We start from the raw sequence: 24,419 nt of genomic DNA, 5'->3' as shown, positions 1-24,419 counted from the left end.
TATGTGTAGCTACTAAACAATACTTACAATACCATCATAATAAACAATGTAATTAATGGCATTTATCGGACATATCATTAAAGGAGCAATTTATCTCAAAGACTTTGTTTCTAAAGAGGTGAATCATATTGAATCTCAAAAAGACGTACTTAAGGATTTATTGACAAAAGCAGAAGATACTCAATTCGGCAAGCATTATGATTTTAAAACAATTTTAGAGTCTGATGATATTGAAACAGTTTTTGCTAAAGAACTTCCATATTTTGATTACAATAAAATTAATGAGGCTTGGTGGCATAAGCTGCATGAAGGTGAGTCTGACGTTACTTGGCCTGGGAATCCTAACTATTTTGCATTGAGTTCTGGTACAACAGGAAAAACTAGTAAACGAATTCCTGTGACGGATGAAATGATTGAAGCTATTAGACAAGCAGGAATAAAGCAGGTTTTTGCGCTCAAGAACTTCGATTTACCAGCAGATTTTTTTGAAAAGGATATCATGATGTTGGGAAGCTCAACAGACCTTCAGGAAAACAATAATCATCTCGAAGGAGAAATTAGTGGCATTAGTGCTAGTAATATTCCGTCGTGGTTTAGTGGGTATTACAAACCTGGAAAAGATGTTGCAAAAATTGATGATTGGGACAAGCGTGTACAAACTATTGCAGAAAAAGCAGAGGAGTGGGACATAGGAGCGTTGAGCGGAATTCCTTCATGGATAGAGTTAATGCTTCAAAAAGTGATTGAACATCATAACTTGAAAAACATTCATGAAATATGGCCCAATCTTCAAGTTTATACTTCAGGAGGTGTAGCTTTTGGACCTTATGAAAAAAGTTTTAATGCTTTGATGGGTAAGCCAGTTACCGTTATAGATACCTATTTGGCTTCAGAAGGTTACATAGCAACGCAAGTTCGTCCCGAAACCGATGCTATGCAATTGAATACAGATAACGGTATTTATTTCGAATTTGTACCATTTAAACCAGAATATATTAATGAAGATGGTTCCCTTACAAACGAAGCACCTTCGTTAACTTTAGCTGAAGTCGAACCTGATCAAGATTATGCATTAATAATAAGTACGGTTAGTGGAGCATGGAGATATCTTATTGGTGATACTATTGAGTTTACAGATGTTGAACGTGCTGAAATTAAAATCACAGGACGAACTAAATTCTTTTTAAACACTGTTGGTTCGCAACTGTCCGTTAATAAAATGGATGCTGCCATGCGCGAATTAGAAGAGCAGTTTAATACTAAAATTCCTGAATATACTATTTGCGCAAAACGAAGTAAAGACGATGGCGAATTTTATCATTATTGGTATTTAGGTTCAGAAATTGAAAACCCTAATGAAGAAGCTATAGCTAATGCTCTTGATGAAGCACTAAAAGATGCTAATAAAAATTACAAAGTAGCAAGAAGTAAAGCTTTAAAAGGAGTAAAAGTAAAAGTCATTTCACCGAAAGTTTTTTACGACTGGAATGCACATAACAAAAAGAAAGGTGGGCAAGTAAAAATGGAACGCGTAATGAATGAAGATAAATTCAAGGATTGGGAAGACTTTGTCAATAATTAATTAGCTTGAAGCAAGTCTTCTCGTTCTTTCACTAACTCCATAATTTCTTCAGGAGACAAATAATACCTTTTTATTCTGTCTTTATATGTTTGATTAATATCGGCATTATTCAAAATGAAATCTTTTGTTTTTAGAATGTACGATTCCATACCTTGGTTTACCGCAAAAGAATCTGCAGCTCTTTCGGCTTCAACAATATGATTTTGAGAGAATAAGTAATTAATTCCAAACCAGACCAAATTAAGGTTGCTTCGGTTTTGGTAATCTAAAATATGACCTAGTTCATGACCTATCCAGCCTATAAATATATCTGAAGATATATCAACAGTTCTAAATTCTTTATCAGATATTTTAAATTTTTCGCTTATTAAAATCACATAGCGTCTATTCTTTTTACTTCTAAAGAAGCTGTCAAAAGTAGGCCTGGCCTGCATTGTTGATTTTTTTATATTTTTCTTAAACTTAAATTCAATGTAAGTGCTATCCAATTGTGGATAGTACCCTAAAGCTTTATTAACTTCATTTTCTATTTCTTTTGGTATAACATGGTGTTCTTGGTCACTCATAAAATTTATCTTAGCTATTATAAAAAGGGTGGAAAAAAGTAAAAGGATGATTAATTTCTTTTTGCTCATAATCATAAAAGAATAAAAGAATAAAAGAGTATAAGTATTTATAGAATTTTATACCAATTTTTATGATTTACTTTAACATTTGTTTGCTACAAATTACGGCAATGTTTTACTACAATTAGTGGTATTTTTGAATTTATAGAAATTCAATAAATAAAATAGTCCCAAATTGTCATTTCAACGTATACAAGAAAAACTTAAAATCTTAGCCGATGCTGCTAAGTATGATGTTTCATGTTCTTCAAGTGGAAGTAAAAGAAGCAATACCAATAAAGGTTTGGGAGATTCTTCTGGTATGGGCATTTGTCATTCATATACTGAGGATGGCAGATGTGTGTCTTTATTGAAAATTCTGCTAACTAACCATTGTATTTTTGACTGTGCTTATTGTGTCACCAGAAAAAGTAATGATATAAAGCGTGCTGCCTTTAAGGTTCAGGAAGTGGTGGATTTAACTATTAATTTTTATCGTAGAAACTATATTGAAGGCTTGTTTTTGAGTTCAGGGATTTTTAAAAATGCCGATTTTACGATGGAGCGTTTGGTAGCTGTGGCGAAGAAACTACGAAAAGAGGAAAATTTTAATGGCTACATTCATTTAAAATCTATTCCAGGAGCATCTGATGAATTAATGCGAGAAGCGGGTTTATATGCAGATCGGTTGAGTGTGAATATTGAAATCCCTACGGAATCAGGCCTTAAAAAGTTAGCGCCAGATAAGAATCGAGAGGATTTCATTAAACCAATGGCTAAGGTTAAAAATGAAATTATTCAATATAAAGCCGAAAAGAAAATCATAAGAAGCACTCCAAAATATGCACCTGCAGGACAAAGTACACAGATGATAATTGGTGCTAGTGGCGAGAATGATTTTCAAATTATGCAAACCTCAAATCATTTTTATAGAAACTTTAATTTAAAACGCGTTTACTATTCGGGTTATGTACCAATAAGTTATGATGGCAGATTGCCAAAAATAGGTAGTGAAGTGCCTATACTTAGAGAAAATAGATTGTATCAAACTGATTGGTTAATGCGATTTTATGGCTTTGACGTCAGTGAAATTCTAAATGAACAACACCAAGATCTAGATTTAGATATTGATCCTAAATTGAGTTGGGCTTTACGTAACTTACATGAATTTCCTGTGGATGTCAACACTGCTGATAAACGTATGTTGGCCAGAATTCCAGGTCTAGGTATGCGGTCGGTTCACAAAATATTGAATGCAAGACGCTTTAGAAGTTTGAATTGGGAACATCTCAAAAAGATTGGTGTAGCGCTCAATAGGGCAAAATACTTTATGGTTTGTGATAGCAATCAGTTTGAAAAACGAGATTTGACTTCTGAAAAAATTAAAGGTTTTATTCTGCAAAATTCAAATAGTAAATATAGAACTACCTTAAGCAATCAATTGAGTTTATTTGGATAGATGCAATCAAAAACTTTAATATATGATGGAACTTTTGATGGCTTTTTGTGTGCTGTCTTTCATGTTTACGAGTATAAGCTAAAAGATGTAACTATTAAGAATAAGTTTACTGCGCAATCACAATTATTTTCAGATAATGAGAATGTTATCACAGAAACTGAAAAAGCCAATCGTGTTTGGAAAGGCATCAAAAATAAAACAAGCAGAACAGGCAGTTACCAATTGTACTATACATTTTTGAGTGAAAAAGAAGGTGTTGAAAATATAATGCTAGATGCTATTCGATATATTCTTAGTTCAAATTTAATTAGCGATAAAAATTATTCTCATTCTTCTATTTTACAAGTAGCTCAAATTGCAAAAATGGTAGGAAGGGAAAAGCATAGGATGGAAGCTTTTGTAAGGTTTAAACTGACTAAAGACCACATTTATTTTGCTAATATTGAGCCCGATTTTAATGTGCTACCGCTTATCATTAAACATTTTAAAAGTCGATATGCAGATCAAAAATGGTTGATTTATGATATTAAGCGCGCTTATGGTATTTACTATGATTTAGAAAATGCTGAAATCATAAATATTGAATTGCCTTCTGGTTTCAATTTTTCAAAAACGGATAGCGATTATTTTTCAGAGGAAGAGTTTGAATTTCAAAAGTTATGGCAAGATTATTTTAAAAGCACCAATATAGAATCACGAAAAAACATGAAGTTACATACGCGACATGTGCCAAAACGCTATTGGAAATATTTAAGCGAAAAACAACCTGATTAACTTTCTGATACCTTTTCAGAATAAGCTTTCCCCCAATTATCAATTCGAGATCCAAAGCATTCCAAAATCGCATCGACACCAATAACACTACCTTTTGCTAAACGTCCTAAAACGGCAATGTTGACTTTATTCTTTTTGTTGTCAGTTTTAACGTAAGCGTTTTCATCTGTTTCTATCCCGAGTTTAGAATGTATGGGTGAAATTAAATCGTGTTGTAATAGGTTTGTGACTAAAGGTGAATTCACTTCCAATAGTTTTGGGGAATCTAGAACACTATTAATCATTATGCTTACACCTTTATTGTTTTGACTCTTATTTGTAAGTCGCCAACTATTGTCTTCGAGTTCAATATCTGGATTATTGACAAAATCTAAATTTAAAATTCCAGCATCTACCAAAGCCAATAGTTGTTGCATACTTTCTATTGGAGGTCCATAAGAATAGCGCTTACATCGTTCGTCTTGGGCAATCATATCTTCTATGATTTCAGGTTTTAGATTTGCATAAGAGAAAGCGTCATAGAGTGTCGGTTGGCAATGTCTCCAAACCTGACCAACACAATAGTCTAAAGTGATTTTAGCTTCACCTAAAGCCATTTCAATGTAATTCTTAATAAGATTGTAAGTGTTGGTATTGTTATTTTGTAGTGTTGAATGCTGGTAGTCTTGATTGTGTAACCAATTTAATACAACCGTTTTAATAACATTTTTGTCACAATTATGATTTACGGCATTATCATGTAAATCTAGAAACACTCTAGCGCTAATTTCAGCTATAGTTTTTAGCAAAAAATCAATCGTATTAACATCTTCACTAGTTTGTGCTACTGAAGTAATTGAAGTTTTAAAATATTTCAGTTCTTCATCTGTTGGTTCGTACCATTTATCAATATGTTCATTTAATGGTTTCGGAACTAGTGGTAAACCATCTAAAGAGAAAGGAATAAGCTCTAGTTGTTGTTTATTCACCTTATAGTATTGGGCTTCAAAAGTGTGATTATCTGTAATTTTGAAATTACCAAAATCGTTTATGGTTAGATAGCGCATCACATCTAACATAGAAAGACCAAAACCTCTTATGCCAATAGAAATGTTTGTTTGGTTCTTTATACTTTCAAATTGAGATACTGGGTATGTGTTCTCGTAAGCTTTAATTTTAGCATTTGATTTTGAATATTTAATCCACTCGGTGAGCTGTTCAGAATTTTTGGTTGATTGATGACCAATAGTTAAAAGCACATCATCAACTTTCCAAGTTCTATTCTCTGACGATAGAATTAGTTTATTGTCTTTTATGTCAATTGTTTTAATTGATGTTATAATAAGTTTAAAATCTGATTTAGATTTTAAAACATCAATTATCGAGTTGGCACGTTCCGAAAGGTATTTACCCACTTTTCTTCTCTGAGGAAAAGTATCTGGTTCTAGTTCATTTTGAGAGAATTCACACCATTGATGATAAGAAGGGAACTGAGGGATTTCTATATTTCGATATATCGTTTTAGGTCTTGACGGTAAGTCTACCAAAGCACGTTCTGTTATATTTATAAGATTGCTATCTGGTTGATTCGTGTTCCAAGCAGCGCCAGTTCCTAGTTCTTTACTTTCAAAAACTAAAATATTGATCTTTTGTTTTCTCATGACTAAATGATAAACAAGACGTTCTAAAGCATAGAGTCCACGAGGTCCAAATCCAATAATAGCTAGTGCTTTCATATGATATTAAAAGTAATAAAAAAACCACCTTGAATAAGGTGGTTTTAAATAAATAATATTTCAACTAATTAAAATTGATATCTAATACCCAAGGCAATATCAAAATCTAGATCATCTCTAAAATCTCCAAAACCAAGTTCAGGTCTAAAGTCCAATGATAAAATTAAAGGAATATCAAAGTTATATTCAATACCTATATCACCAGCTACAAAGACAAATGTTTCATCATCAAAATCGTTATTATCAAAACTGTAAGACCCAAGTCCACCACCTGCACCAGCGTACCAGTTAAAGTTACCATCTAATTGCCATACCCATTGGTATAAACCAGTAAGTTTAAAGCCATCGTAACCATTTCCACTTCTCCAGCCTAAATCAGCTTCTAAACGATTGTTACCACCAAGAGCACGTTGGTAAGAGATTTCTGCCCCAAAACCATCGCTATCGCCAAGTCTAAGACCAATGGCATTATCAGCAATTTCTTGAGCGCTAGCAGCAAAAGTAAAACTTGCAAAAACTGTAAGTAATAAAATTATTTTTTTCATAAGAATTTTAAGTTTTAGTGTTTATATTTCCAACAAGTTGTCTTGTTGTTGTACGATTATAACGACGAAATTATGTTAAAATTGAGTTTTAGCAATAGGTTTTAAGACAACATTATAATTTTTAGAAACACATTATTTAAGCTAAACGGTGAATAAATTAAAGCAGAATCTTACAACTCTTGAAACTAAACTAGAAGGTGAATTGCATTATGATGAGTTGATGTTAAAGCTTTATGCCACTGATGCGTCTGTTTACAGAATGCTACCAGCAGCAGTGGCTTTGCCTAAGACAATTGAAGATATTAAAAAGCTTATTTTATTTGCGAAAACTCATAAAGTAGGGCTTATACCCAGAACAGCAGGAACTTCTCTTGCCGGACAAGTAGTTGGCAAAGGTATTGTAGTAGATGTATCTAAGTATTTTACCAAAATTATTAGTATAAATAAGGTTAAAAAAACTGTCACAGTTCAACCAGGTGTGGTAAGAGATCAGCTAAATAATTATCTGGAACCTTATGGTTTGTTTTTTGGACCAAATACATCTACATCTAATCGCTGTATGATTGGTGGTATGGTAGGTAATAATTCTTCAGGAACTACATCTATTCAGTATGGCGTAACACGAGATAAAGTCCTTAGTTTAAAAACGCTTTTGAGTGATGGAAGTGAAGCGATTTTTAATGAAATATCAAAAGATGATTTTCTTCATAAAACAAAGGAGCAAACGCTAGAAGGAAGTATTTATAAGTCAATTTATGAACAATTAAAATCTGAAACAGTACAAAAACAGATTAAGGAAAACTTTCCTAAAGCCAGTATTCATAGAAGAAACACAGGTTATGCAATTGATGAATTAATTAAATCTGAGGTTTTCACTAATTCAGATGAAAAATTCAACATGTGCAAATTGTTAGCTGGAAGTGAAGGTACACTTGCTTTTACAACAGAAATAAAGCTTCAATTAGATGATTTACCACCTAGTTATAGTGCTATGGTGGCTTTTCATTTTGAAAGTGTGGCAAGCTGCATGAAAGCAGTAAAACCCTTAATGCAGCATAATTTACACACCTGTGAAATGATAGATGATTCTATCCTAAATCTCACAAAACATAATAAAACACAACAAAAAAATAGAGCTTTTATAGAAGGTGAGCCAACAGCGATTTTAATGTGTGAGTTAAAAGCTGAAACTCAAGAATTGTTAGATATAGAGATAAAGGCAATCATAAAAACAGCTAAAAAACTTAATTTAAGTTATGCGGCACCAATTCTTAAAGGTGAAGACATTACAAAAGCATTAGAATTACGTAAAGCTGGTTTAGGCCTTTTAGGCAACATGATTGGTGATAAAAAAGCAGTAGCTTGTATTGAAGATACTGCTGTTGCTTTAGATGATTTAGATGCTTACATTGAAGAGTTTACAACACTTATGCGCTCTTATAACCAAAATGCAGTGTATTATGCACATGCAGGAGCTGGTGAATTACATCTACGACCAATTTTAAATCTAAAACACGCTGAAGATGTTAAATTGTTTAGAACTATAACCACAGATGTTGCCAAACTTGTAAAGAAATATCAAGGTTCAATGTCTGGTGAACATGGTGATGGTATTGTGCGTGCAGAATTTATTCCTTTAATGATTGGTGAAGCAAATTATCAATTATTAAAACGAATAAAATCAGCTTTTGATGTTGATAATATTTTTAATCCTGGAAAGATTGTAGATGCTTTTCCGATGGATAAAAACTTACGGTATGAAACTGATAGGGAAGAACCAGAAATAGAGACACTTTTAGATTTTTCGCATTCGCAAGGCATTCTTAGAGAGGCTGAAAAATGTAATGGCTCTGGTGATTGCAGAAAATTATCTGAGTTTGGTGGTGTAATGTGTCCAAGCTACAGAGCTACACGAAACGAAAAAGATACCACAAGAGCACGAGCTAATGCATTACGCGAGTATTTGACTAACTCTGAGAAGCAGAATAAATTCAATCATCAAGAATTAAAAGATGTTTTTAGCTTGTGTCTAAGCTGTAAGGCATGTGCAAGTGAATGCCCAAGTAGTGTAGATGTGGCTAGTTTAAAAGCTGAATTTTTATATCAATATCAAAAAGAAAACGGAGTATCTTTTAAAGATAAGTTTTATGCCAATGCAACTAAGTATAACAAAATGGCATCACGTTTTCCAGATTTAGCTAATGAGTTATTTAAAACCAAATTTGTAAGAGGTTTTATGAATGCTTCTTTAGATATTCATCCCAAAAGAAGTTTACCGGAAGTAACCAAGTCCTTTTCAAAAATAACCCAAAACAATGCTAGATATAATGCAGGAAAAACGTACAACAAAACAATCTATTTATTTGTTGATGAGTTTATAAATTATCTCGAATCCGATATAGCTATAGATGCTAAACTATTGCTTGAATCTTTAAATTATAAAGTAATTACTATCAACAATATAGAAAGCGGAAGAAGCTTTCTATCTAAAGGCTTTTTAGAAAAGGCTAAGGCTATAGCAAATAAGAACATTTCTTATTTTAAGAGTGTAGTTAATGATGACTTTTATTTAATTGGTATTGAGCCTTCTGCCATCTTAACGTTTAAAGATGAGTATTTAAAATTAGCTGATGATAAAGAAACAGCTCAGTTTGTTGCAAGTAAAACGTTTCTTATTGAAGAATTTATTCAAAAGGAAATTGAATTAGGTAACATTACTTCAAATCAATTTACCAAAGAAAGTAAAACAGTAAAATTTCATGGCCATTGCTATCAAAAGGCACTAGCAAATCAAAAATCAAGCTTTGATATTCTTAATTTACCAGAAAATTACAAAGTCACCATAATACCTAGTGGATGTTGTGGTATGGCAGGTAGTTTTGGTTATGAAAAAGATAATTATGAGGTTAGTATGCAAATAGGCGAGCAAACTCTGTTTCCTGCTGTTCGTAAAGCTTCAGAAGACACTATAATTTCTGCTAATGGTACAAGTTGCAGGCATCAAATTAAGGATGGCACAGGACGTGTTGCTAAGCATCCTGTTTCAATTCTTAGAGAGGCTTTACTTTGATTTTTTCTTTTTAGGCTGTTCAACTATCGTAATGGCAGCAATAAGATCTTTTACATCCATATCCTTAAGTTCCTCGTCAGCAAAAAAAGGTGAGAGTTTGTCGTTATTGTAGTTGTAGACTTTCCAACGTTTAAATTGATATTCTAAAGCAGTAAAGTTTTCTACCCAATCACCAGAGTTTAGATACGTAGTTTTACCGTATTTATTTTCTTTTATTAGCATTTTAGGTTGATGGATATGGCCGCAAACTACATAGTCATAACCATTTTCTATCGCAAGATCAGTAGCAACTTTTTCAAAGTCATTTATATACTTCACAGCACCTTTTACACTATTTTTAATGCGTTTAGAAAGGGAATAACGCTCTTTTCCAAGCTTCTCTAATCCCCAATTCACCACGCTATTCATTAGAATCAATAAGTCGTATCCCCAACCACCTAACTTAGCTAGCCATTTTGCATTTTGAATAGAAATATCAAAAACATCACCATGAAAAAACCATGCTTTTTTGCCGTCTAAATCAAGTACGAGTTTGTTTACAATAGAGATATTTCCAATCTCAGTATCAGTAAATTTTCTAAGCATTTCATCATGATTGCCAGTAATGTAAATAACTTCAGTGCCATTTGCTGCAAAGTCCATGATTTTTTTAATGACACTTAAATGTGATTTTGGAAAGTAACGTTTTTTAAACTGCCAGATATCAACAATATCACCATTAAGAATTAACTTCTTAGGCTCAATACTATTCAAATAGGTTAAGAGTTGTTTGGCTTGACAACCAAAAGTACCTAAATGAACATCAGATATAACTGCTATTTCTACTTTTCTCTTTAAATTCAAGGCTAAAAATCAATGGTACAAATTACAGTTATAGTTATTAACTGATTGTAATGAGATAATTAACTAACTATGAGCAAACTGTTACGAAATTGTTATGAGAAAAGTTGTGTTAAAACCTCTAGTTATGAAGTTATAATGAAGTTTAAAAAACAGATGATGATTTTTGTTTCTGTAATAATACATTTACATTAGCGTAAAATAAGAATTAATGGCAGGAAATTCTTTCGGAAAACTTTTTAAACTCACCACTTTTGGTGAATCCCATGGTGTCGCAATAGGTGGAGTAATTGATGGATGTCCTTCGGGTATAAAATTAGATTTTGAGGCAATTCAAAACGAATTAAACAGGCGTAAACCAGGACAATCAAAAATTGTAACACAACGTAAAGAACCAGATACAGTAGAGTTTTTGTCTGGTGTTTTTGAAGGAGTAACAACAGGAACTCCCATAGGTTTTGTTATTAAAAACACCAATCAAAAATCTAAGGATTATTCCCATATCAAAGATGTTTACAGACCAAGTCATGCAGACTACACTTATGACAAGAAGTATGGTGTACGAGATTACAGAGGTGGTGGAAGAAGTTCTGCACGTGAAACCGCAAGTAGAGTAGTAGCTGGTGCTATAGCTAAGCAAATGCTATCTTCAATAAAGATTAATGCATTTACCTCTTCAGTGGGTGATATTTTTATAGATAAACCTTATCAGGATTTAGATTTCAGTAAAATTGAATCAAATATTATTCGATGTCCAGACGAAGCTTCTGCAGAGCGCATGATAGCTAGAGTTCAAGAAGTAAAGAAACAAGGAGATACCATTGGTGGCACCATAACTTGTGTGTTGCAAAATGTTCCAGCTGGCTTAGGTGAACCTGTTTTTGATAAGTTGCATGCTGAATTAGGTAAAGCTATGCTATCTATAAATGCTGTAAAAGGCTTTGAATATGGAAGTGGTTTCTGCGGAGCAAAAATGATTGGTAGTGAACATAACGATAAGTTTAATGAAGATGGAACAACAAAAACTAACTTGTCGGGAGGTATACAAGGTGGTATTAGTAATGGTATGGATATTTACTTTAGAGTAGCATTTAAACCTGTTGCTACCACATTACAAAAACAAGAAACCATAAACAGCAAAGGAGAAACTGTAGAAATGCAAGGCAAAGGTCGACACGATCCATGTGTGGTGCCAAGAGCTGTGCCTATTGTAGAAGCCATGGCGGCTTTGGTTTTGGCAGATTGCACACTTCTGCGTAGGCAGGAGTCTAATGACTGGAAATAAAAGAGTAAAATAAATAAGATTACCGCTTTCGCGGCAAACAATATGAAAAAACTAGCATTACACTGGAAGATTATTATAGGAATGGTATTAGGGGTGCTTTTTGCACTTTTGATGGTTAATTTTGAATGGGGAGCAGATTTTGTAAAAGACTGGATAAAACCTTTTGGTACTATTTTTATAAATTCTCTTAAGTTAATTGCCATACCTCTAATTTTAGCCGCGTTAATAAAGGGTATTACTGACTTGAAAGATATCTCTAGTCTCTCTAAAATGGGAACGAGAACAATAATTACCTATGTCACAACAACCATCATTGCCGTATCAATCGGTCTAGTTGTTGTTAATTTAGTAAAACCAGGTAAAACAATAACCGAAGACACTAGAACCGAACTTGTTGAGGCTTATTCAGCAGATGCTGCTGCAAAAAAAGAAGCTTCTATGGAACAAAAAAATAAAGGACCGCTTCAACCCCTTATAGATTTAGTCCCTGAGAATATTTTTGAAGCCGCAAGTAGTAATAGAAATATGCTTCAGGTTATTTTCTTTGCAGTGTTTTTTGGTATTTCATTAATTCTTATACCAGAAGAGAAAGGAAAACCTGTAAAGGACTTTTTTGATGGAGTAAATGATGTCATTTTAAAAATGGTAGACCTAATAATGCTTGCGGCACCTTATGGTGTATTTGCTTTATTAGCTGCATTAGTTGTAGAGTCGCCGAGCGCTGATTTATTTGCTGCACTGGCAATGTATGCAGTTTCTGTTATAGGAGGCTTGCTTATCATGGTAATAATCTATGTTTCAGCTGTACGTGTATTCACAAAAACATCTCCTAAATTCTTTTTAAATGGAATCTCGCCAGCACAATTATTAGCATTCTCTACAAGCAGTAGTGCCGCGACACTTCCTGTAACGATGGAAAGGGTTACGGAACACCTTGGTGTAGACGAAGATGTTGCAAGTTTTGTGTTACCTGTTGGAGCCACTATAAATATGGATGGTACAAGTTTGTATCAAGCCGTTGCGGCATTATTTATAGCACAAGCTTTTGGAATTGATTTGACGTTTGGCACTCAGTTAGGTATAATTGCAACTGCAACTTTAGCATCTATTGGTTCTGCGGCTGTTCCTGGTGCAGGAATGGTGATGTTGGTTGGTGTGCTTGGTTATGCAGGAATACCAGAAGCAGGACTAGCATTAATATTTGCCGTAGACAGGCCTTTAGATATGTGTAGAACAGTGATTAATGTTACTGGTGATGCTTCTGTCTCTATGTTGGTCGCAAAATCGCAAAACAAACTTCATGAACCTAAACCTAAGGAATGGGATGATAATTACGAGGCCGTTAAATAGTTTTTGTTATTAGAATTTTATTAAATTAGAAACTTCATTAACCACCAAAAACCACAGCATAGATGAATATTTGCTTTATAATGTATCCTTGGGATAAAATAGATCCTGAAAATGACACTAGTCTTGCCTTAATAAAAGAATGTTCTAAAAGAGGTCATGGTGTGGCCATGTGCACTCCTGCAAACCTAACTATTAGAGATAGTGTCACCAATGCTTTTTGTAATGTTGTTGGTAGAATGGATAAGGTACCTTCAACGCTAAAGTCATTTTATAACAAGGTAAAATTAAGAGAGGAAATGCTACCACTTGCTGGGTTTGATGCTATTTTCTTTAGAGCAAATCCACCTTTAGATCCAATAATGCTTAATTTTTTGGATTCCGTAAAAGATGATGTATTCATAATAAATTCTTTGGAAGGAATGCGTGAGGCCAATAACAAGCTATATACAGCTGCTTTTGGAGATGCACACAGTAATATCATTCCAAATACGCATGTTTCGAAAAATAAAAAATATTTAGTCCGCCAGATTAAAGAATCAAAAGCGGATAAGATGATTATAAAGCCTCTTAATGGATTTGGAGGTTCAGGAGTTATTCTAATTGAAAAATCTGCAATGAGTAATATCAATTCACTTTTAGATTTCTATATCTCTAATTCTGATGGTACTTCTAACTATGTCATTCTACAAGACTATATAGAAGGTGCTGACCAAGGTGATGTGAGGATCTTGATGCTTAATGGTGAACCTGTTGGTGCTATGAAACGTATTCCTGGTTCAGATGATCATCGTTCTAACGTTTCTGCTGGCGGAAGTATTGCAAAACACACCTTAACCAAAGAAGAAAAAGCGTTGTGTAAACAAATTGGGCCAAAACTAGTAAAGGATGGCTTATACTTTGTGGGTATAGACGTTATAGGCGGCAAGTTAGTTGAAGTCAATGTAATGTCACCTGGTGGTATCACATACATCAATAAAGTTTACAAGAATAAAGTGAAGGTTGAAGAAAAAGTAATTGACTTCTTAGAAAGTAAAGTTTTAGATCAATTACAAGCTTTTGATAGACGAACTAGACTTCGTAAAACTGTGGATGAAGCGTAGAATTTTGAAATCCGATTTGGTTTCAGTAGAATGGTTACATTCTAATCTTCAATTATCTGGTCTAATACTATTAGATGCTACAATAAACAAAAAGATAGATAACGATTCTGAAAGGGTTCCAAGCGCTCGTTTTTTTGACATAAAGCAAAAGTTTAGTGATACCAATGCTAGATTTCCAAGTACTTTACCTAGCATAGAGCAATTTGAAACTGAGGCAAGAGCTTTGGGTATAAGTAATGATTCGTTCATTGTCGTTTATGATGATAAAGGTATTTACTCAAGTGCAAGGGCTTGGTGGTTATTTAAGACCTTTGGTTTTAATAATGTAGCAGTCTTAGATGGAGGTTTACCAGAATGGAAAGAGCAAAATTTTCCTATTGAAGCATATAAAAAAGAATCTATTGAAAAAGGTAACTTTACCGCTAGATTTCAACCAGAATTAATGACTGATTTTAATGGAATTATTCAGTTTTCAACAGATTCTCATACTCTAATTTTAGATGCCAGATCAGCACTTAGGTTTCAATGTTTAGTAGATGAGCCCAGACAAGGCTTAAGGCGTGGTTACAATCCCAAATTCAAAAAATCTGCCTTATACCGAATTATTTGATGGTAATATTTTAAAATCTAAAGACCAACTTTTAAAAATCTTTGATAACTTAGTAAAAGAAGAAACACATTTAGTTTTTAGCTGTGGCTCGGGAATTACAGCTTGTATTCTGGCCTTAGCTGCTTCAGTTTGTAGTTATAAAAATTTAACGGTCTATGATGGTTCATGGACAGAATATGGAACTTTAACCTAAAATAAATGAAAACAATCGACTGGACAAGAGACGAACTTGTAGCTTACATCTTATTATTTGCAGCACATTCAGACTTTAAAGAAGACAATCATGAAAGAAATGTTATTATTTCAAAGGTAGACATGGACACCTTTCAAGAAATTCATGATGAGTTTGATAATGACAATGATTATCAAGGCATTCAAAAAATTATGACAAGTCTTAGACAACATAATTATGACAAGGATGATGTTGAAGTGCTAATGGCAGATATCAAGACTTTATTCTTTTCAGATGGAGATTTTAACATAAATGAACGAAATATGCTGAGAGCTTTAGAACGACTGTTTAAGACTTTATAATGAAGCGACTTTCAATACATACAATAATAGAAAAAATAGAAGCTGAAGAAATCTTTCATGCTGTTTCTGATGATTATTCCTTCACTTTAAAAGTAGATGAATACGTGCCTTATGTTTGTGGTGCTATTCACGATGGACATCAATTTAGAAAGGACCTTTGGGATAACCGCTTACATACAGAATACGAGCGTTGGTACGAGGAAGATCCTGAAACCAAAAACATGGTTATCTCTCACCCAATCTTAATTTCTGGTTGTGATTCTCGATTTGAGTATGATCTTAATCGCGATCCTGAAAATGCAGTTTTTGATACTGCTTGGGGGAAACAACTTTGGAAGCATCCTTTATCTAAAACCGAAAAAACCAAAAGTCTACAGAAACATGCTAATTTTTATAAAGTAGTAAAAGCTTTAATTTCTAAAATTGAAGAAAAATTTGGTGTATGCGTAGTTTACGATATGCATAGTTATAATTGGCAACGTTGGGATAGGGAAGTGCCGACATGGAATTTAGGAACGTCGAATATTGATAATAATAGGTTTGGTGAAGAGGTAGAATCTTGGAGACAAATGCTTGCAAGTATTGAGTTACCTCATAGCATAAAACAAACAGCTAAGATTAATGATACCTTTCAAGGAAATGGATATTTCTTAAAATTCATTACCAATACTTTTGAAAATACTTTAGTTTTGGCAACCGAAATAGCTAAAGTGTATTGCGATGAGTATAAACAGGTTATTTATCCTGAAGTTGTTGCAGCAGTTGAGCAACAATTAAAAGTTTTAATACCCAAGCACGCAAAAGAATTTTACAAAAAGTTTAAGGCCTAATGTCTCAAATTAAGACAACAGAAGAGTTTCAAGATTTATTTGATATTGATGCCAATCTTAATCGATTGGTAAAGAATATCGAATTACTCAATTATATAAACCCTCAGAATATTGCCGCTGAAAAGAAAAAGTTCTACTCAGCAAAATTTAATTACGAGCCAGAATTTAATTATCCCAGAATGCGATTTAATGGCTATAAATTACATCGCTTATTTTTTTCGCAACGTTTAGAGCGTATAGAAGATGAGGATATTAGACAATTGTATGAAGATATTATTTACGAATATTCAGGTTTAATAGAATGTATAGAAACTATAGGTCAAGGTCGTAAGTTTTATTTTAACAGTCTTAAAAGTTTTGGTACTCCTACTGAAAAAGACATAGAAAACGCAAAATTTATTCTCAGGTTTGATGATTCTGAGTTTGATGAAGAAATGCTTCCAATGTATAGCGCGAGTGAAGCAAGAGATTATTTTGTTGAGTTTTCTAAGCGCTATGATTTTAAATACAACATAAAGATTTCTAATAATCTTTCTGCAGCAGCAATGGTGCTGAACAATACACAAACCTTAGTGTTGCGAAAAAGCCATAAGTATAGTCTAAATCAACTTAAAGTTCTGTCTAACCATGAGATAGGAGTACACATGGTCACTACATTTAATGGTTTAATACAACCTTTAAAGGTGTTCTCAAATGGTTTACCTAATAATGTAGAAACTCAGGAAGGATTAGCTGTGTTTTCAGAATTTATGAGTGGTTGCTTAACAATTGAGCGTTTAAAAGAGTTGGCTTTTAGAGTAATTGCTGTAGATAGTCTCAATAAAGGCTATAATTTTTCTGACACTTTTCATTTGCTGCATAATCAGTATAAACTAAATAGAGATAAAGCTTTTGCAATTACTTTAAGAGTACATAGAGGAGGTGGATTTACAAAAGATCATCTATACCTTAAAGGCATTAGAAATATTTACAAATATGCTAAAGCCGGAAATGATTTAGGTGTCCTTTTAACAGGTAAAGTTAGTCAGGAATATATACCTACTATGAACAAATTGATAGATTTAGGTTTAGCAATACGACCAAAGTATTTTACAGATGCTTATGTGGTTAATGATAATACCAATCCGAACTTAGATTTTATTTTGAAGAGTTTGAAGTAAAAACCTCAAAGCCAAATACTTTCTATCCTTATTTTAAGATACCTAAAAGAAGTTAGACATGTTTCTTTTAGGAATTTAACTCGTTCCTAACTAACAGAAGTTAGGGTTAAACTGAAAACTTTATTGCTTTGAGGTTTGGTAGTTTTTATAGATTAACTCGTTTATATTTTGGGAATTTTACAGAATAAGAATGCTTAACGATTTCTGTTTCACCTGTTTTAAGGTTTAGCATCCATTTTAGAATGCCTTTTTCATCATTATATTCTGAACTTCCTGTTTCAATATCATCTAATTTTATGTCTTTGTTTTGACTGATAGGAATTCGGTCATAAAGCGATAATTCAATATCAAATTGTTTATTATTCTTGATTTCAATCTCAAAGCCTTTATAAATAACTTTGTTATTACCAATGAATGTAGTTTTCTTAAAATTATTAAGCTGAGTGCGTTTCACTATAATATTAGGATCTACACCTAGAGAAATCGTTAGACTGTCTGTTGTAGCACTTGGGTTAATATTTGTTTTACCAGAATAACTTCCTTCAAAATAGATATTAGCTTCAGCAGGAAGCAAATTGTATTGTTCCCAATTTCCAATTTTAGCTGTTAGAAATACATTTTCATTAAGAAGTGGCGCTGCAAAATAGTTGTAGTTGGCAGGTACATTAAATTTATCTATTTCTATAACAGACACGTCTCCATCTGATGCAATGGAATATTTTTTATTAATTTTAAAACGTGTATTGGTTATTCCTGTTGATATTGAATTACCTACACTGTTAATATTGCTTTCTGAGTCATTTTTTAAAGATATTAACACCACACCATTTGCTGCTCTACTTCCGTATAACGAAGTAGCGCTTGCATCTTTCAGTACTTCAATGCTTTTAATATCTTCTTGTTTCAAATTGTTAATGTTGCCAGTATAAGGAGCGCCATCAACAATAAAAAGTGGAGGATTGTTTTTATTTACAGAGCCATAACCTCTAATCCTAATTTCTGAATTTCTATTAGAAAAACCGTTACTAGACTGAATATTAACACCTGGAACTTCTCCTTCTAATGCTTTTTTTGCTCTGTTATATTCTTTGTTTTTAATTCCATAACCAACAATTGTAACTTCATCTAAGGCTTGGTTATCTTCATTTAAAGTCACATTCATTATACTCGAATGAATTGGCAACTCTTCGGTTTGCATACCAACGTAAGAATAGACTAATGTATTACCTGAAGTAGTTTGCAAACTGTATTTTCCGTCATAGTCGGTTTGTGTTCCATTAGAGGTCCCTTTTTCAAGAATATTTACGCCTGGTAAAGGTAACCCATCAGTTGTTGAGGTAACAACACCAGAAACTGTCTTTACAAGTGGATTATATTTATAATTATAACTTTTAGTTGCACGCTGAGAATTGTAATTACTATAGCGGTTGATGAAGTTAAGATATTTAGGATTTATTACAGGTTTTACATTATTTGTGTTGGGATCGCTGGTAGATAATACTAAATTCACGTCATCCCAATCACAACCAGAATTCTGATAAACATGGGCTTTGTATTCAAGACTTAGTGGACTATTAATCTTATCTGCCTTTAAATCATAAATAGGAAACCAACCAGCATGTGTTATATTGTAACTTATGTTTAAATCTAAAGTAGTACTAACATCGCTACTTAGTTTAATTTTAATTTCACCAGTTTGTTGTTTTTCTTCTACATTAAATTCTATGAGCTGATTTTGGATATCGATTTGCTCTTTTTTATACCTATTAATCGTTGAGTTAGATGTATTAATAGCTTTTTTAAGTTCTGTAATCCTGGTTCTGTAATAGGTTGCAAAGTTTTTTAATTGTTCTAAGCTAACCACTTCGGTTTCATTACTCAATTTTTTGTTGCTTTGAATTAGGTTTACCTCTTCATTGTAACCAGCGATTAACTCATACTCACTTTCAATCATAGCATCAAGGGCTTTTATCTTGTCTTGCAGAACTGTTATTGAATCTGATTGTTTTAGCTTAGATAGATAATTGATTCCATAATTGATAGATAAAACTGAAGCATTTTTTAAACCAGAAATCTGTATGCTACTTTCATGAATATGAGGTGAAAGTCCGTTAAAAATGAATTCTGTAGTACCAGATTTAATATTTATAGTTGCAGTTCTATTAATTTCTGCTCCATCTAAATAAACAGTAACATCTGTTATATCACTTTTTTGCTGTGCTGTTAATATTTTTGATATGATTAAGAATAAAACGAGAAAAAGTTGGTTTTTCATGACATCTCTAAATTTTTAGTTTAATTCAAAACTATTTGGTAATGAGCTATTCCTAAACCAAAAATGAGTGATATGGCTATTTAGAATAGGGAAGTTGGTTTATTAATTAGTTAAATTGTTACTAATGGATAATATTGACATATTAACATAGTTTAACAATAATAATGGGTTTATGTCGAGTTTTTTAATCTTAAAAAGACGATTATTATACATTTGAAGAAACAAAATTGTGCTATTAACCAATTCGAATTTCCCTCAAACCGAATTGAATTTTGTTTGAGTTAAATTAGTTTTAAGTAAGTTGTTAATTTAAAGAAGGCCTTTTAGAATCAATTTTTAGAAGGCTTTTTTACATCAAGAATTTAGCTTTCAATTCTGGTGTTGGTATCATACAAGCTTCTTTTTTACCATACCATTTATAACGGTTTTTTGCAACATAATCATATACCCAATTTCTAATAAAAGCAGGTACAGCAAGAAATACAGCCATTAATTTGGTAGGAAAATTTAGTTGTTTAGCAACTTGTAACGCAGCAGTAGATTTAGAATACACTTTTTGTTTAATCGGATTATAAAGAAGAATAGAATCTACCTTGTTAGTGTCTATTTTATAGTCCGAAGTTATTGATTTTGCAATGTCGCTTTGTAGTGGTGCAAATAAAAACTTATTGTCATAATCTCGCTTTATAACATACAATACACTACTGTTGCAGAGGTTGCAGACACCATCAAAAAGAATGATTTGTTTGTTTTCTGGAATTAACTTTACCACAATACAAAGATAATTCTAAAGGCTATAAAGTGTTTAAAAATTGAGTTAAATCCTCTTCTTTGCTTAACTCTAGTTTTTTCTTTAATCGGTATTTAGATTTTAAAACACTATCTGGTAATACATTTAGCATAGAAGCAATTTCTTTGGTGGATAAGTTCATTCTTAAAAACGAAGCTAAGCGGATTTCTTTTTCCGTAATATCTTTTGAAATTGCCTTAATCTTATTGTCAAAATTATTGTGCACCTCAGAAAAATAAGATTTAAAAACTTCCCAATCTTTATCTTCAGCACTTTCCTTTTTAAGAAGCATTACTAGTCTTCTGAACTCTACTTTAAATAGTTCTGGTGATTTTTTTATTTTTTCTAAATTTTCTTTTAATTCTTGTATAAATGTGTTTTTCTGAACAAGATGAAGCGTCTGAGATGCTAATTCTTTCTTTTTAAAATCTATTTCTTGCTTAAAAATTTCCTCTTGTTTTTCACGCTCAATTTTGTTCTTTTTGATGCGCTGTTTAAATCCTAAATATAGTAATGCTGCAATAGATAAGAAGGAGAACATACCTATACCATATAGGGTTTTAGTAAGCTTGTCGTTTTCTGCTTTTGCATTGAGTGTTTTTATTTCTTCGTTTTTTAATGCAATCTCAGCTACTTTTTTTTCGGTTTCAAATTTAGTTTGTAATTCATCGAATCTTGTCGCTTTTTCTTTATTATATAGACTATCGGAGTGTTTTTTATATGCTTCATGGTTTAATAAAGCATTTTTATAATCACCTTTGGCTTTATATATCTTTGCCATGTGTTGGTAAGCATCTACTGTGCCTGCAAGTAGTCCGATTCTTTGTTTTTGATCTAGAGCCTTTTTTGTTTTTGCTAAAGCTTTATCATAATTCTTTTCTTCATAATATATTTTTCCTAACGCCAAATCTATTCGAGATTTACTAAAATCATCATTTATTAGTAAAGTAAGCTCTTCGCTTTGTTCTAATTTTAATTTGGCTTCATCGAATTCTTTAATCTGTAAAAGAAATTCAGCAGTTGAGTTTAATGTTTGCATTTCCAAAAAATCTGCATCTATACTTTTTGCTAGTACTAAGGCTTTATTAAAATAGAACTTTGCACTATCAACATCAATAGGCTGCTTGTTGGTATATAATTCTCCAATTTTTCGAGATGTAGAACTTGCAAAATAGGTGTCGTCATAACTTTTGTAAATAGATAGACTTTCCTTTAAATTTTTTATGGCAATACCATAATTACCAAGTGCTTCATTAGCATCGCCTACCGTAGCAATATTATCTGCATATAAGATAGTGTCTTTAACTATTATTGAAAGTTCAGCTGCCTTTATAGCATTTTCTAATGACAATAAATACTTGCCTTGTTCTAAATATATGTTAGATTTAATACTGTTGTAATTTATCATTAGAATAGAATCGTCTTTACAACAATACTCATCAATGAATGGTTTTGAATTTTCTATGTAGACTAATGCGCTGTCATATTTGGCTTCATCTTTAAAATTAATAGCTTGATTCATATATATGCCAGATATTCTACGTTTATTGTCTAAACTTTTATGCAGTTTTATAGCTTTTAAGTAAGCGTTATTAGACAATTTATTTTTAGATAAATTAGAGTAGGCAATACCTAGTCTTTCATAGCTTTTTGCTAATTCATTTTTTAAATCTGCTTCTTCTGAGATCTGTATTGCTTGTTTGGCATACTTAACAGCGGCATTATCATCTTTATATTGGGTTAGCTGCCATAGTTTTTCGAGAATAGTAATTTGTTCTTTTGGTTTTGATTCTTGATTAAGTTCTTGTTCTAATGTTTCAATTTGAGTTTCCAGTTGTTGCGCAAATATTGTTGAGGAAAAACATAAAATGAAAAGAATAATAACCCGAAAAATCATATCGCAAATATTTAGTAATTAGCTGTAACGAAGTTAGTTAAAATTAAAACACCTTGGACAACCCTCTAATCTACTTAAAGAGTATTTATAAAGTTTTGTCTATGTCTTGTCCATAGATATAGATAACACCTTTGTTTTTAAATCATTGATTTTCAGATATGTAAAATTGGATTGCTTTTTTAGATTTTATACTCGATATATAAATATTTAAGACTATTGTCCATACTTTGTCCATGCTAAAAATTAGATTTCAGCAATAATCATAGATAGCTTTGAACTGTCGATAAACGACAAACCAATTTTGTGGTGTCTTATTTTGGATAAGGCTGCAGACTTACCAATTTAAGGTCACTACAATTATTAACCACAAAATTCTAATTATTATGAAATCAAATTATGTGTTAATTGTATTACTTTTTATAGTGACTTACAGCTGCAATAAGGACGAAGATTTTAATAACCCAGTAAATCCTGATGCAGAGAGTATTAACGATTATATTTTTGGATTAAACTATGATCCAGACACAATGCTCAATGTTCAAGATACTGGAGGAAATGCATCACAACGAACCTTAAATGGCGAAACCACAGCAAACAATATTTATGAAGGTAATGTTACCAATTGTGTAACCAAAGATTATACTTTAGAATCTAACTTTGACGATGTGGCTATTCTTAGACCTGTTGCAGGAGTTATTTATCCAGGTGCTTTGGTAGTAGGCAATCAAGATATGTTAGATGGTGCACCCAATCCACTATCTGTTGATAGAGCTCCTATGACTTTAACAATAGATTTACCTGGTATAGGATCTAATGGTGTCATTGAAATAGATGATCCAAACAATGCTAATGTACAAGTTGCTATTGATGAGGCATTAGATTGGTGGAACAATAATGCCTATCAAAATGGTTATGTCAATGCATCTAACTCATCTTACCAAGCAGCAACATCGTATTCATCTACACAGTTGAGCTTGGATATTGGTTTAAATTCCGCTTGGGCTACAGGAGCAATAGCCTCTCAAATGGAACTAGAAACTAACTCTGAGAGACGTGTAGCTTCAATGGTATTTAAGCAAGTTTTTTATACAGTAACTATGAATACTCCAGAGAGTATTAATCCTGCAGGTGTTTTTGGACCAAATGTGAGTTTAGAAAATGTACAAACAATAATAGATGAGGACAATCCAGCTGCTTATGTAAGTTCTGTTAATTATGGTAGAATCATTATGCTTCGCATGGAAACTACTAACATGAATACAGATATCAGCTTAGAATCAGTTTTGCAATATACCACAGGTGTTAATGAAGGTGAAATAGATATTAATTCAACTTATGAAGAGGTTCTTGAAGAGTCATCAATTAATATTATTACGATAGGAGGTAATGCTGAAGTAAGTTCTAGCGCAGTAGATGCTGCTAATATGTCTGAAGGTCCTGGTGCTTTAAATTATATAATTACTGGTGAAAATGCGGTTTATAGTGCTACAAATCCTGGTGTACCAATTGCATATACAATACGTTATTTGGATGATAATTCTATTGCAAAAATGGGTTATACAACAGATTATACGGTAGAGGAATGTGGAAGTAATCCTTATGAGCATGCACAAATTAAAGTTTACAATGATTTTGAAGTTCGAAATATGCGATTTAGATACTATTACAGTTATACTGATACGGAAGAAGAGTTAGAGTTTGATTCTGGATGGACAACCATCACAGATGAAAGTCAACAAACTTTTAATATACCAGATGGTGCATGGAATGTAGAATATGATTTAGAATACTTTGGCACATTAGGTATTGGTGGATGGGAACCGTTTGCCGCTGGTACACCTGGTTATGTGAGTTCAAATATATGTCTCAGAGGGTATAATCCTACTGGATGGGGAAATGGAGATATAGCACTCTGTACAAGTTGTTCGTCAAACCCAGAGAGTGCATGCAGTAATTATCCTGATTAAAAAATTAGCAAAAGCCAAGGTTTGGTTTCAA

The 24,419-nt window shown here is 32.5% G+C and carries 20 protein-coding genes; 13 read left to right on the top strand and 7 right to left on the bottom strand.

Annotated elements, in window-relative coordinates:
- The first annotated feature begins 55 nt into the window (after nt 1-55).
- Complete coding sequence (locus V1468_RS09350) at nt 56-1,582, top strand: GH3 family domain-containing protein (protein ID WP_331809974.1); 1,527 nt, start codon at nt 56-58, stop codon at nt 1,580-1,582.
- Here the strand turns inward: V1468_RS09350 and V1468_RS09345 are convergent.
- Nucleotides 1,579-2,148, bottom strand: a complete 570-nt coding sequence (locus tag V1468_RS09345) for a hypothetical protein (RefSeq protein WP_331809973.1) — start codon at nt 2,146-2,148, stop codon at nt 1,579-1,581. The two genes, V1468_RS09350 and V1468_RS09345, sit on opposite strands and share 4 nt — an antisense overlap.
- Nucleotides 2,149-2,383: 235 nt before the next feature.
- Between V1468_RS09345 and V1468_RS09340 the strand changes: the two genes are divergently transcribed.
- Both V1468_RS09340 and V1468_RS09335 read left to right on the top strand, forming a co-directional pair.
- On the top strand, nt 2,384-3,646 hold the full coding sequence (locus V1468_RS09340) for a putative DNA modification/repair radical SAM protein (protein ID WP_331809972.1): 1,263 nt from the start codon (nt 2,384-2,386) through the stop codon (nt 3,644-3,646).
- A complete protein-coding gene (locus tag V1468_RS09335; protein ID WP_331809971.1) occupies nt 3,647-4,420 on the top strand; it encodes a TIGR03915 family putative DNA repair protein in 774 nt (257 codons plus the stop codon).
- On the opposite strand, the gene V1468_RS09330 is transcribed toward V1468_RS09335, so the two are convergent.
- Nucleotides 4,417-6,135 carry an FAD/NAD(P)-binding protein gene (locus V1468_RS09330; protein WP_331809970.1) on the bottom strand — a complete coding sequence of 573 codons (1,719 nt, stop codon included), beginning with the start codon at nt 6,133-6,135 and terminating at the stop codon, nt 4,417-4,419. The genes V1468_RS09335 and V1468_RS09330 overlap by 4 nt on opposite strands.
- 68 nt (nt 6,136-6,203) lie before the next feature.
- The gene (locus V1468_RS09325; protein WP_331809969.1) at nt 6,204-6,680 is read right to left on the bottom strand and encodes a hypothetical protein; all 477 of its coding nucleotides are present in this window, start codon (nt 6,678-6,680) and stop codon (nt 6,204-6,206) included.
- Between the two features lie 220 nt (nt 6,681-6,900).
- Here V1468_RS09325 and V1468_RS09320 point away from each other — a divergent pair, with 220 nt between their 5' ends.
- Nucleotides 6,901-9,750: an FAD-binding and (Fe-S)-binding domain-containing protein gene (locus tag V1468_RS09320; RefSeq protein ID WP_331810014.1), complete on the top strand. Its 2,850-nt coding sequence runs from the start codon at nt 6,901-6,903 to the stop codon at nt 9,748-9,750.
- On the opposite strand, the gene V1468_RS09315 is transcribed toward V1468_RS09320, so the two are convergent.
- Entirely contained in the window at nt 9,742-10,593 is an 852-nt protein-coding gene (locus V1468_RS09315) for a UDP-2,3-diacylglucosamine diphosphatase (protein WP_331809968.1), read from the bottom strand. The genes V1468_RS09320 and V1468_RS09315 overlap by 9 nt on opposite strands.
- Before the next feature lie 208 nt (nt 10,594-10,801).
- On the opposite strand from V1468_RS09315, the gene aroC reads away from it, so the two are divergent.
- The 8 genes from aroC (at nt 10,802) to V1468_RS09275 (ending at nt 17,459) form a co-directional block, all read left to right on the top strand.
- Nucleotides 10,802-11,875, top strand: coding sequence for a chorismate synthase (gene aroC / locus V1468_RS09310; protein ID WP_331809967.1), 1,074 nt, complete (start codon nt 10,802-10,804; stop codon nt 11,873-11,875).
- Between the two features lie 42 nt (nt 11,876-11,917).
- The gene (locus tag V1468_RS09305) at nt 11,918-13,225 is read left to right on the top strand and encodes a dicarboxylate/amino acid:cation symporter (RefSeq protein WP_331809966.1); all 1,308 of its coding nucleotides are present in this window, start codon (nt 11,918-11,920) and stop codon (nt 13,223-13,225) included.
- 62 nt (nt 13,226-13,287) lie between these two features.
- On the top strand, nt 13,288-14,325 hold the full coding sequence (gene gshB / locus V1468_RS09300; protein WP_331809965.1) for a glutathione synthase: 1,038 nt from the start codon (nt 13,288-13,290) through the stop codon (nt 14,323-14,325).
- A complete protein-coding gene (locus V1468_RS09295; RefSeq protein WP_331809964.1) occupies nt 14,315-14,935 on the top strand; it encodes a sulfurtransferase in 621 nt (206 codons plus the stop codon). Before gshB ends, V1468_RS09295 begins: the two co-directional genes overlap by 11 nt.
- Nucleotides 14,886-15,128 carry a rhodanese-like domain-containing protein gene (locus V1468_RS09290; protein WP_331809963.1) on the top strand — a complete coding sequence of 81 codons (243 nt, stop codon included), beginning with the start codon at nt 14,886-14,888 and terminating at the stop codon, nt 15,126-15,128. Before V1468_RS09295 ends, V1468_RS09290 begins: the two co-directional genes overlap by 50 nt.
- Nucleotides 15,129-15,133: 5 nt before the next feature.
- On the top strand, nt 15,134-15,469 hold the full coding sequence (locus tag V1468_RS09285) for a tellurite resistance TerB family protein (protein ID WP_331809962.1): 336 nt from the start codon (nt 15,134-15,136) through the stop codon (nt 15,467-15,469).
- Entirely contained in the window at nt 15,469-16,299 is an 831-nt protein-coding gene (locus V1468_RS09280) for an N-formylglutamate amidohydrolase (protein ID WP_331809961.1), read from the top strand. The genes V1468_RS09285 and V1468_RS09280 overlap by 1 nt, the downstream gene beginning before the upstream one ends.
- Entirely contained in the window at nt 16,299-17,459 is a 1,161-nt protein-coding gene (locus V1468_RS09275; protein ID WP_331809960.1) for a flavohemoglobin expression-modulating QEGLA motif protein, read from the top strand. The genes V1468_RS09280 and V1468_RS09275 overlap by 1 nt, the downstream gene beginning before the upstream one ends.
- Before the next feature lie 145 nt (nt 17,460-17,604).
- On the opposite strand, the gene V1468_RS09270 is transcribed toward V1468_RS09275, so the two are convergent.
- From V1468_RS09270 to V1468_RS09260, 3 genes are all read right to left on the bottom strand, one after another.
- On the bottom strand, nt 17,605-19,734 hold the full coding sequence (locus V1468_RS09270; protein WP_331809959.1) for a mucoidy inhibitor MuiA family protein: 2,130 nt from the start codon (nt 19,732-19,734) through the stop codon (nt 17,605-17,607).
- 349 nt (nt 19,735-20,083) lie between these two features.
- Nucleotides 20,084-20,506 carry a thiol-disulfide oxidoreductase DCC family protein gene (locus V1468_RS09265; protein WP_331809958.1) on the bottom strand — a complete coding sequence of 141 codons (423 nt, stop codon included), beginning with the start codon at nt 20,504-20,506 and terminating at the stop codon, nt 20,084-20,086.
- A 22-nt stretch (nt 20,507-20,528) separates the two neighbouring features.
- Nucleotides 20,529-22,421: a tetratricopeptide repeat protein gene (locus V1468_RS09260; RefSeq protein ID WP_331809957.1), complete on the bottom strand. Its 1,893-nt coding sequence runs from the start codon at nt 22,419-22,421 to the stop codon at nt 20,529-20,531.
- Between the two features lie 383 nt (nt 22,422-22,804).
- Here V1468_RS09260 and V1468_RS09255 point away from each other — a divergent pair, with 383 nt between their 5' ends.
- Complete coding sequence (locus V1468_RS09255) at nt 22,805-24,388, top strand: thiol-activated cytolysin family protein (RefSeq protein WP_331809956.1); 1,584 nt, start codon at nt 22,805-22,807, stop codon at nt 24,386-24,388.
- The last annotated feature ends 31 nt before the right edge of the window (nt 24,389-24,419 follow it).

This window comes from Winogradskyella poriferorum, assembly GCF_036553625.1.
Taxonomy (GTDB): Bacteria; Bacteroidota; Bacteroidia; order Flavobacteriales; family Flavobacteriaceae; genus Winogradskyella; species Winogradskyella poriferorum.
The sequence above is the reverse complement of the archived record's forward strand: the minus strand, read 5'-3'. Positions and strand labels throughout refer to the sequence as shown.

Excerpts from the sequence above, each read along its gene's own strand:
- V1468_RS09320 (WP_331810014.1), top strand. The coding sequence starts at position 6,901 with ATGTTAAAGCTTTATGCCACTGATGCGTCTGTTTACAGAATGCTACCA.
- V1468_RS09255 (WP_331809956.1), top strand. The coding sequence starts at position 22,805 with ATGAAATCAAATTATGTGTTAATTGTATTACTTTTTATAGTGACTTAC.
- V1468_RS09295 (WP_331809964.1), top strand. The coding sequence starts at position 14,315 with ATGAAGCGTAGAATTTTGAAATCCGATTTGGTTTCAGTAGAATGGTTA.
- V1468_RS09325 (WP_331809969.1), bottom strand. The coding sequence starts at position 6,680 with ATGAAAAAAATAATTTTATTACTTACAGTTTTTGCAAGTTTTACTTTT.
- V1468_RS09350 (WP_331809974.1), top strand. The coding sequence starts at position 56 with ATGGCATTTATCGGACATATCATTAAAGGAGCAATTTATCTCAAAGAC.
- V1468_RS09335 (WP_331809971.1), top strand. The coding sequence starts at position 3,647 with ATGCAATCAAAAACTTTAATATATGATGGAACTTTTGATGGCTTTTTG.
- V1468_RS09275 (WP_331809960.1), top strand. The coding sequence starts at position 16,299 with ATGTCTCAAATTAAGACAACAGAAGAGTTTCAAGATTTATTTGATATT.
- V1468_RS09305 (WP_331809966.1), top strand. The coding sequence starts at position 11,918 with ATGAAAAAACTAGCATTACACTGGAAGATTATTATAGGAATGGTATTA.
- V1468_RS09260 (WP_331809957.1), bottom strand. The coding sequence starts at position 22,421 with ATGATTTTTCGGGTTATTATTCTTTTCATTTTATGTTTTTCCTCAACA.
- V1468_RS09345 (WP_331809973.1), bottom strand. The coding sequence starts at position 2,148 with ATGAGTGACCAAGAACACCATGTTATACCAAAAGAAATAGAAAATGAA.
- V1468_RS09270 (WP_331809959.1), bottom strand. The coding sequence starts at position 19,734 with ATGAAAAACCAACTTTTTCTCGTTTTATTCTTAATCATATCAAAAATA.
- gshB (WP_331809965.1), top strand. The coding sequence starts at position 13,288 with ATGAATATTTGCTTTATAATGTATCCTTGGGATAAAATAGATCCTGAA.
- V1468_RS09330 (WP_331809970.1), bottom strand. The coding sequence starts at position 6,135 with ATGAAAGCACTAGCTATTATTGGATTTGGACCTCGTGGACTCTATGCT.
- aroC (WP_331809967.1), top strand. The coding sequence starts at position 10,802 with ATGGCAGGAAATTCTTTCGGAAAACTTTTTAAACTCACCACTTTTGGT.
- V1468_RS09280 (WP_331809961.1), top strand. The coding sequence starts at position 15,469 with ATGAAGCGACTTTCAATACATACAATAATAGAAAAAATAGAAGCTGAA.
- V1468_RS09285 (WP_331809962.1), top strand. The coding sequence starts at position 15,134 with ATGAAAACAATCGACTGGACAAGAGACGAACTTGTAGCTTACATCTTA.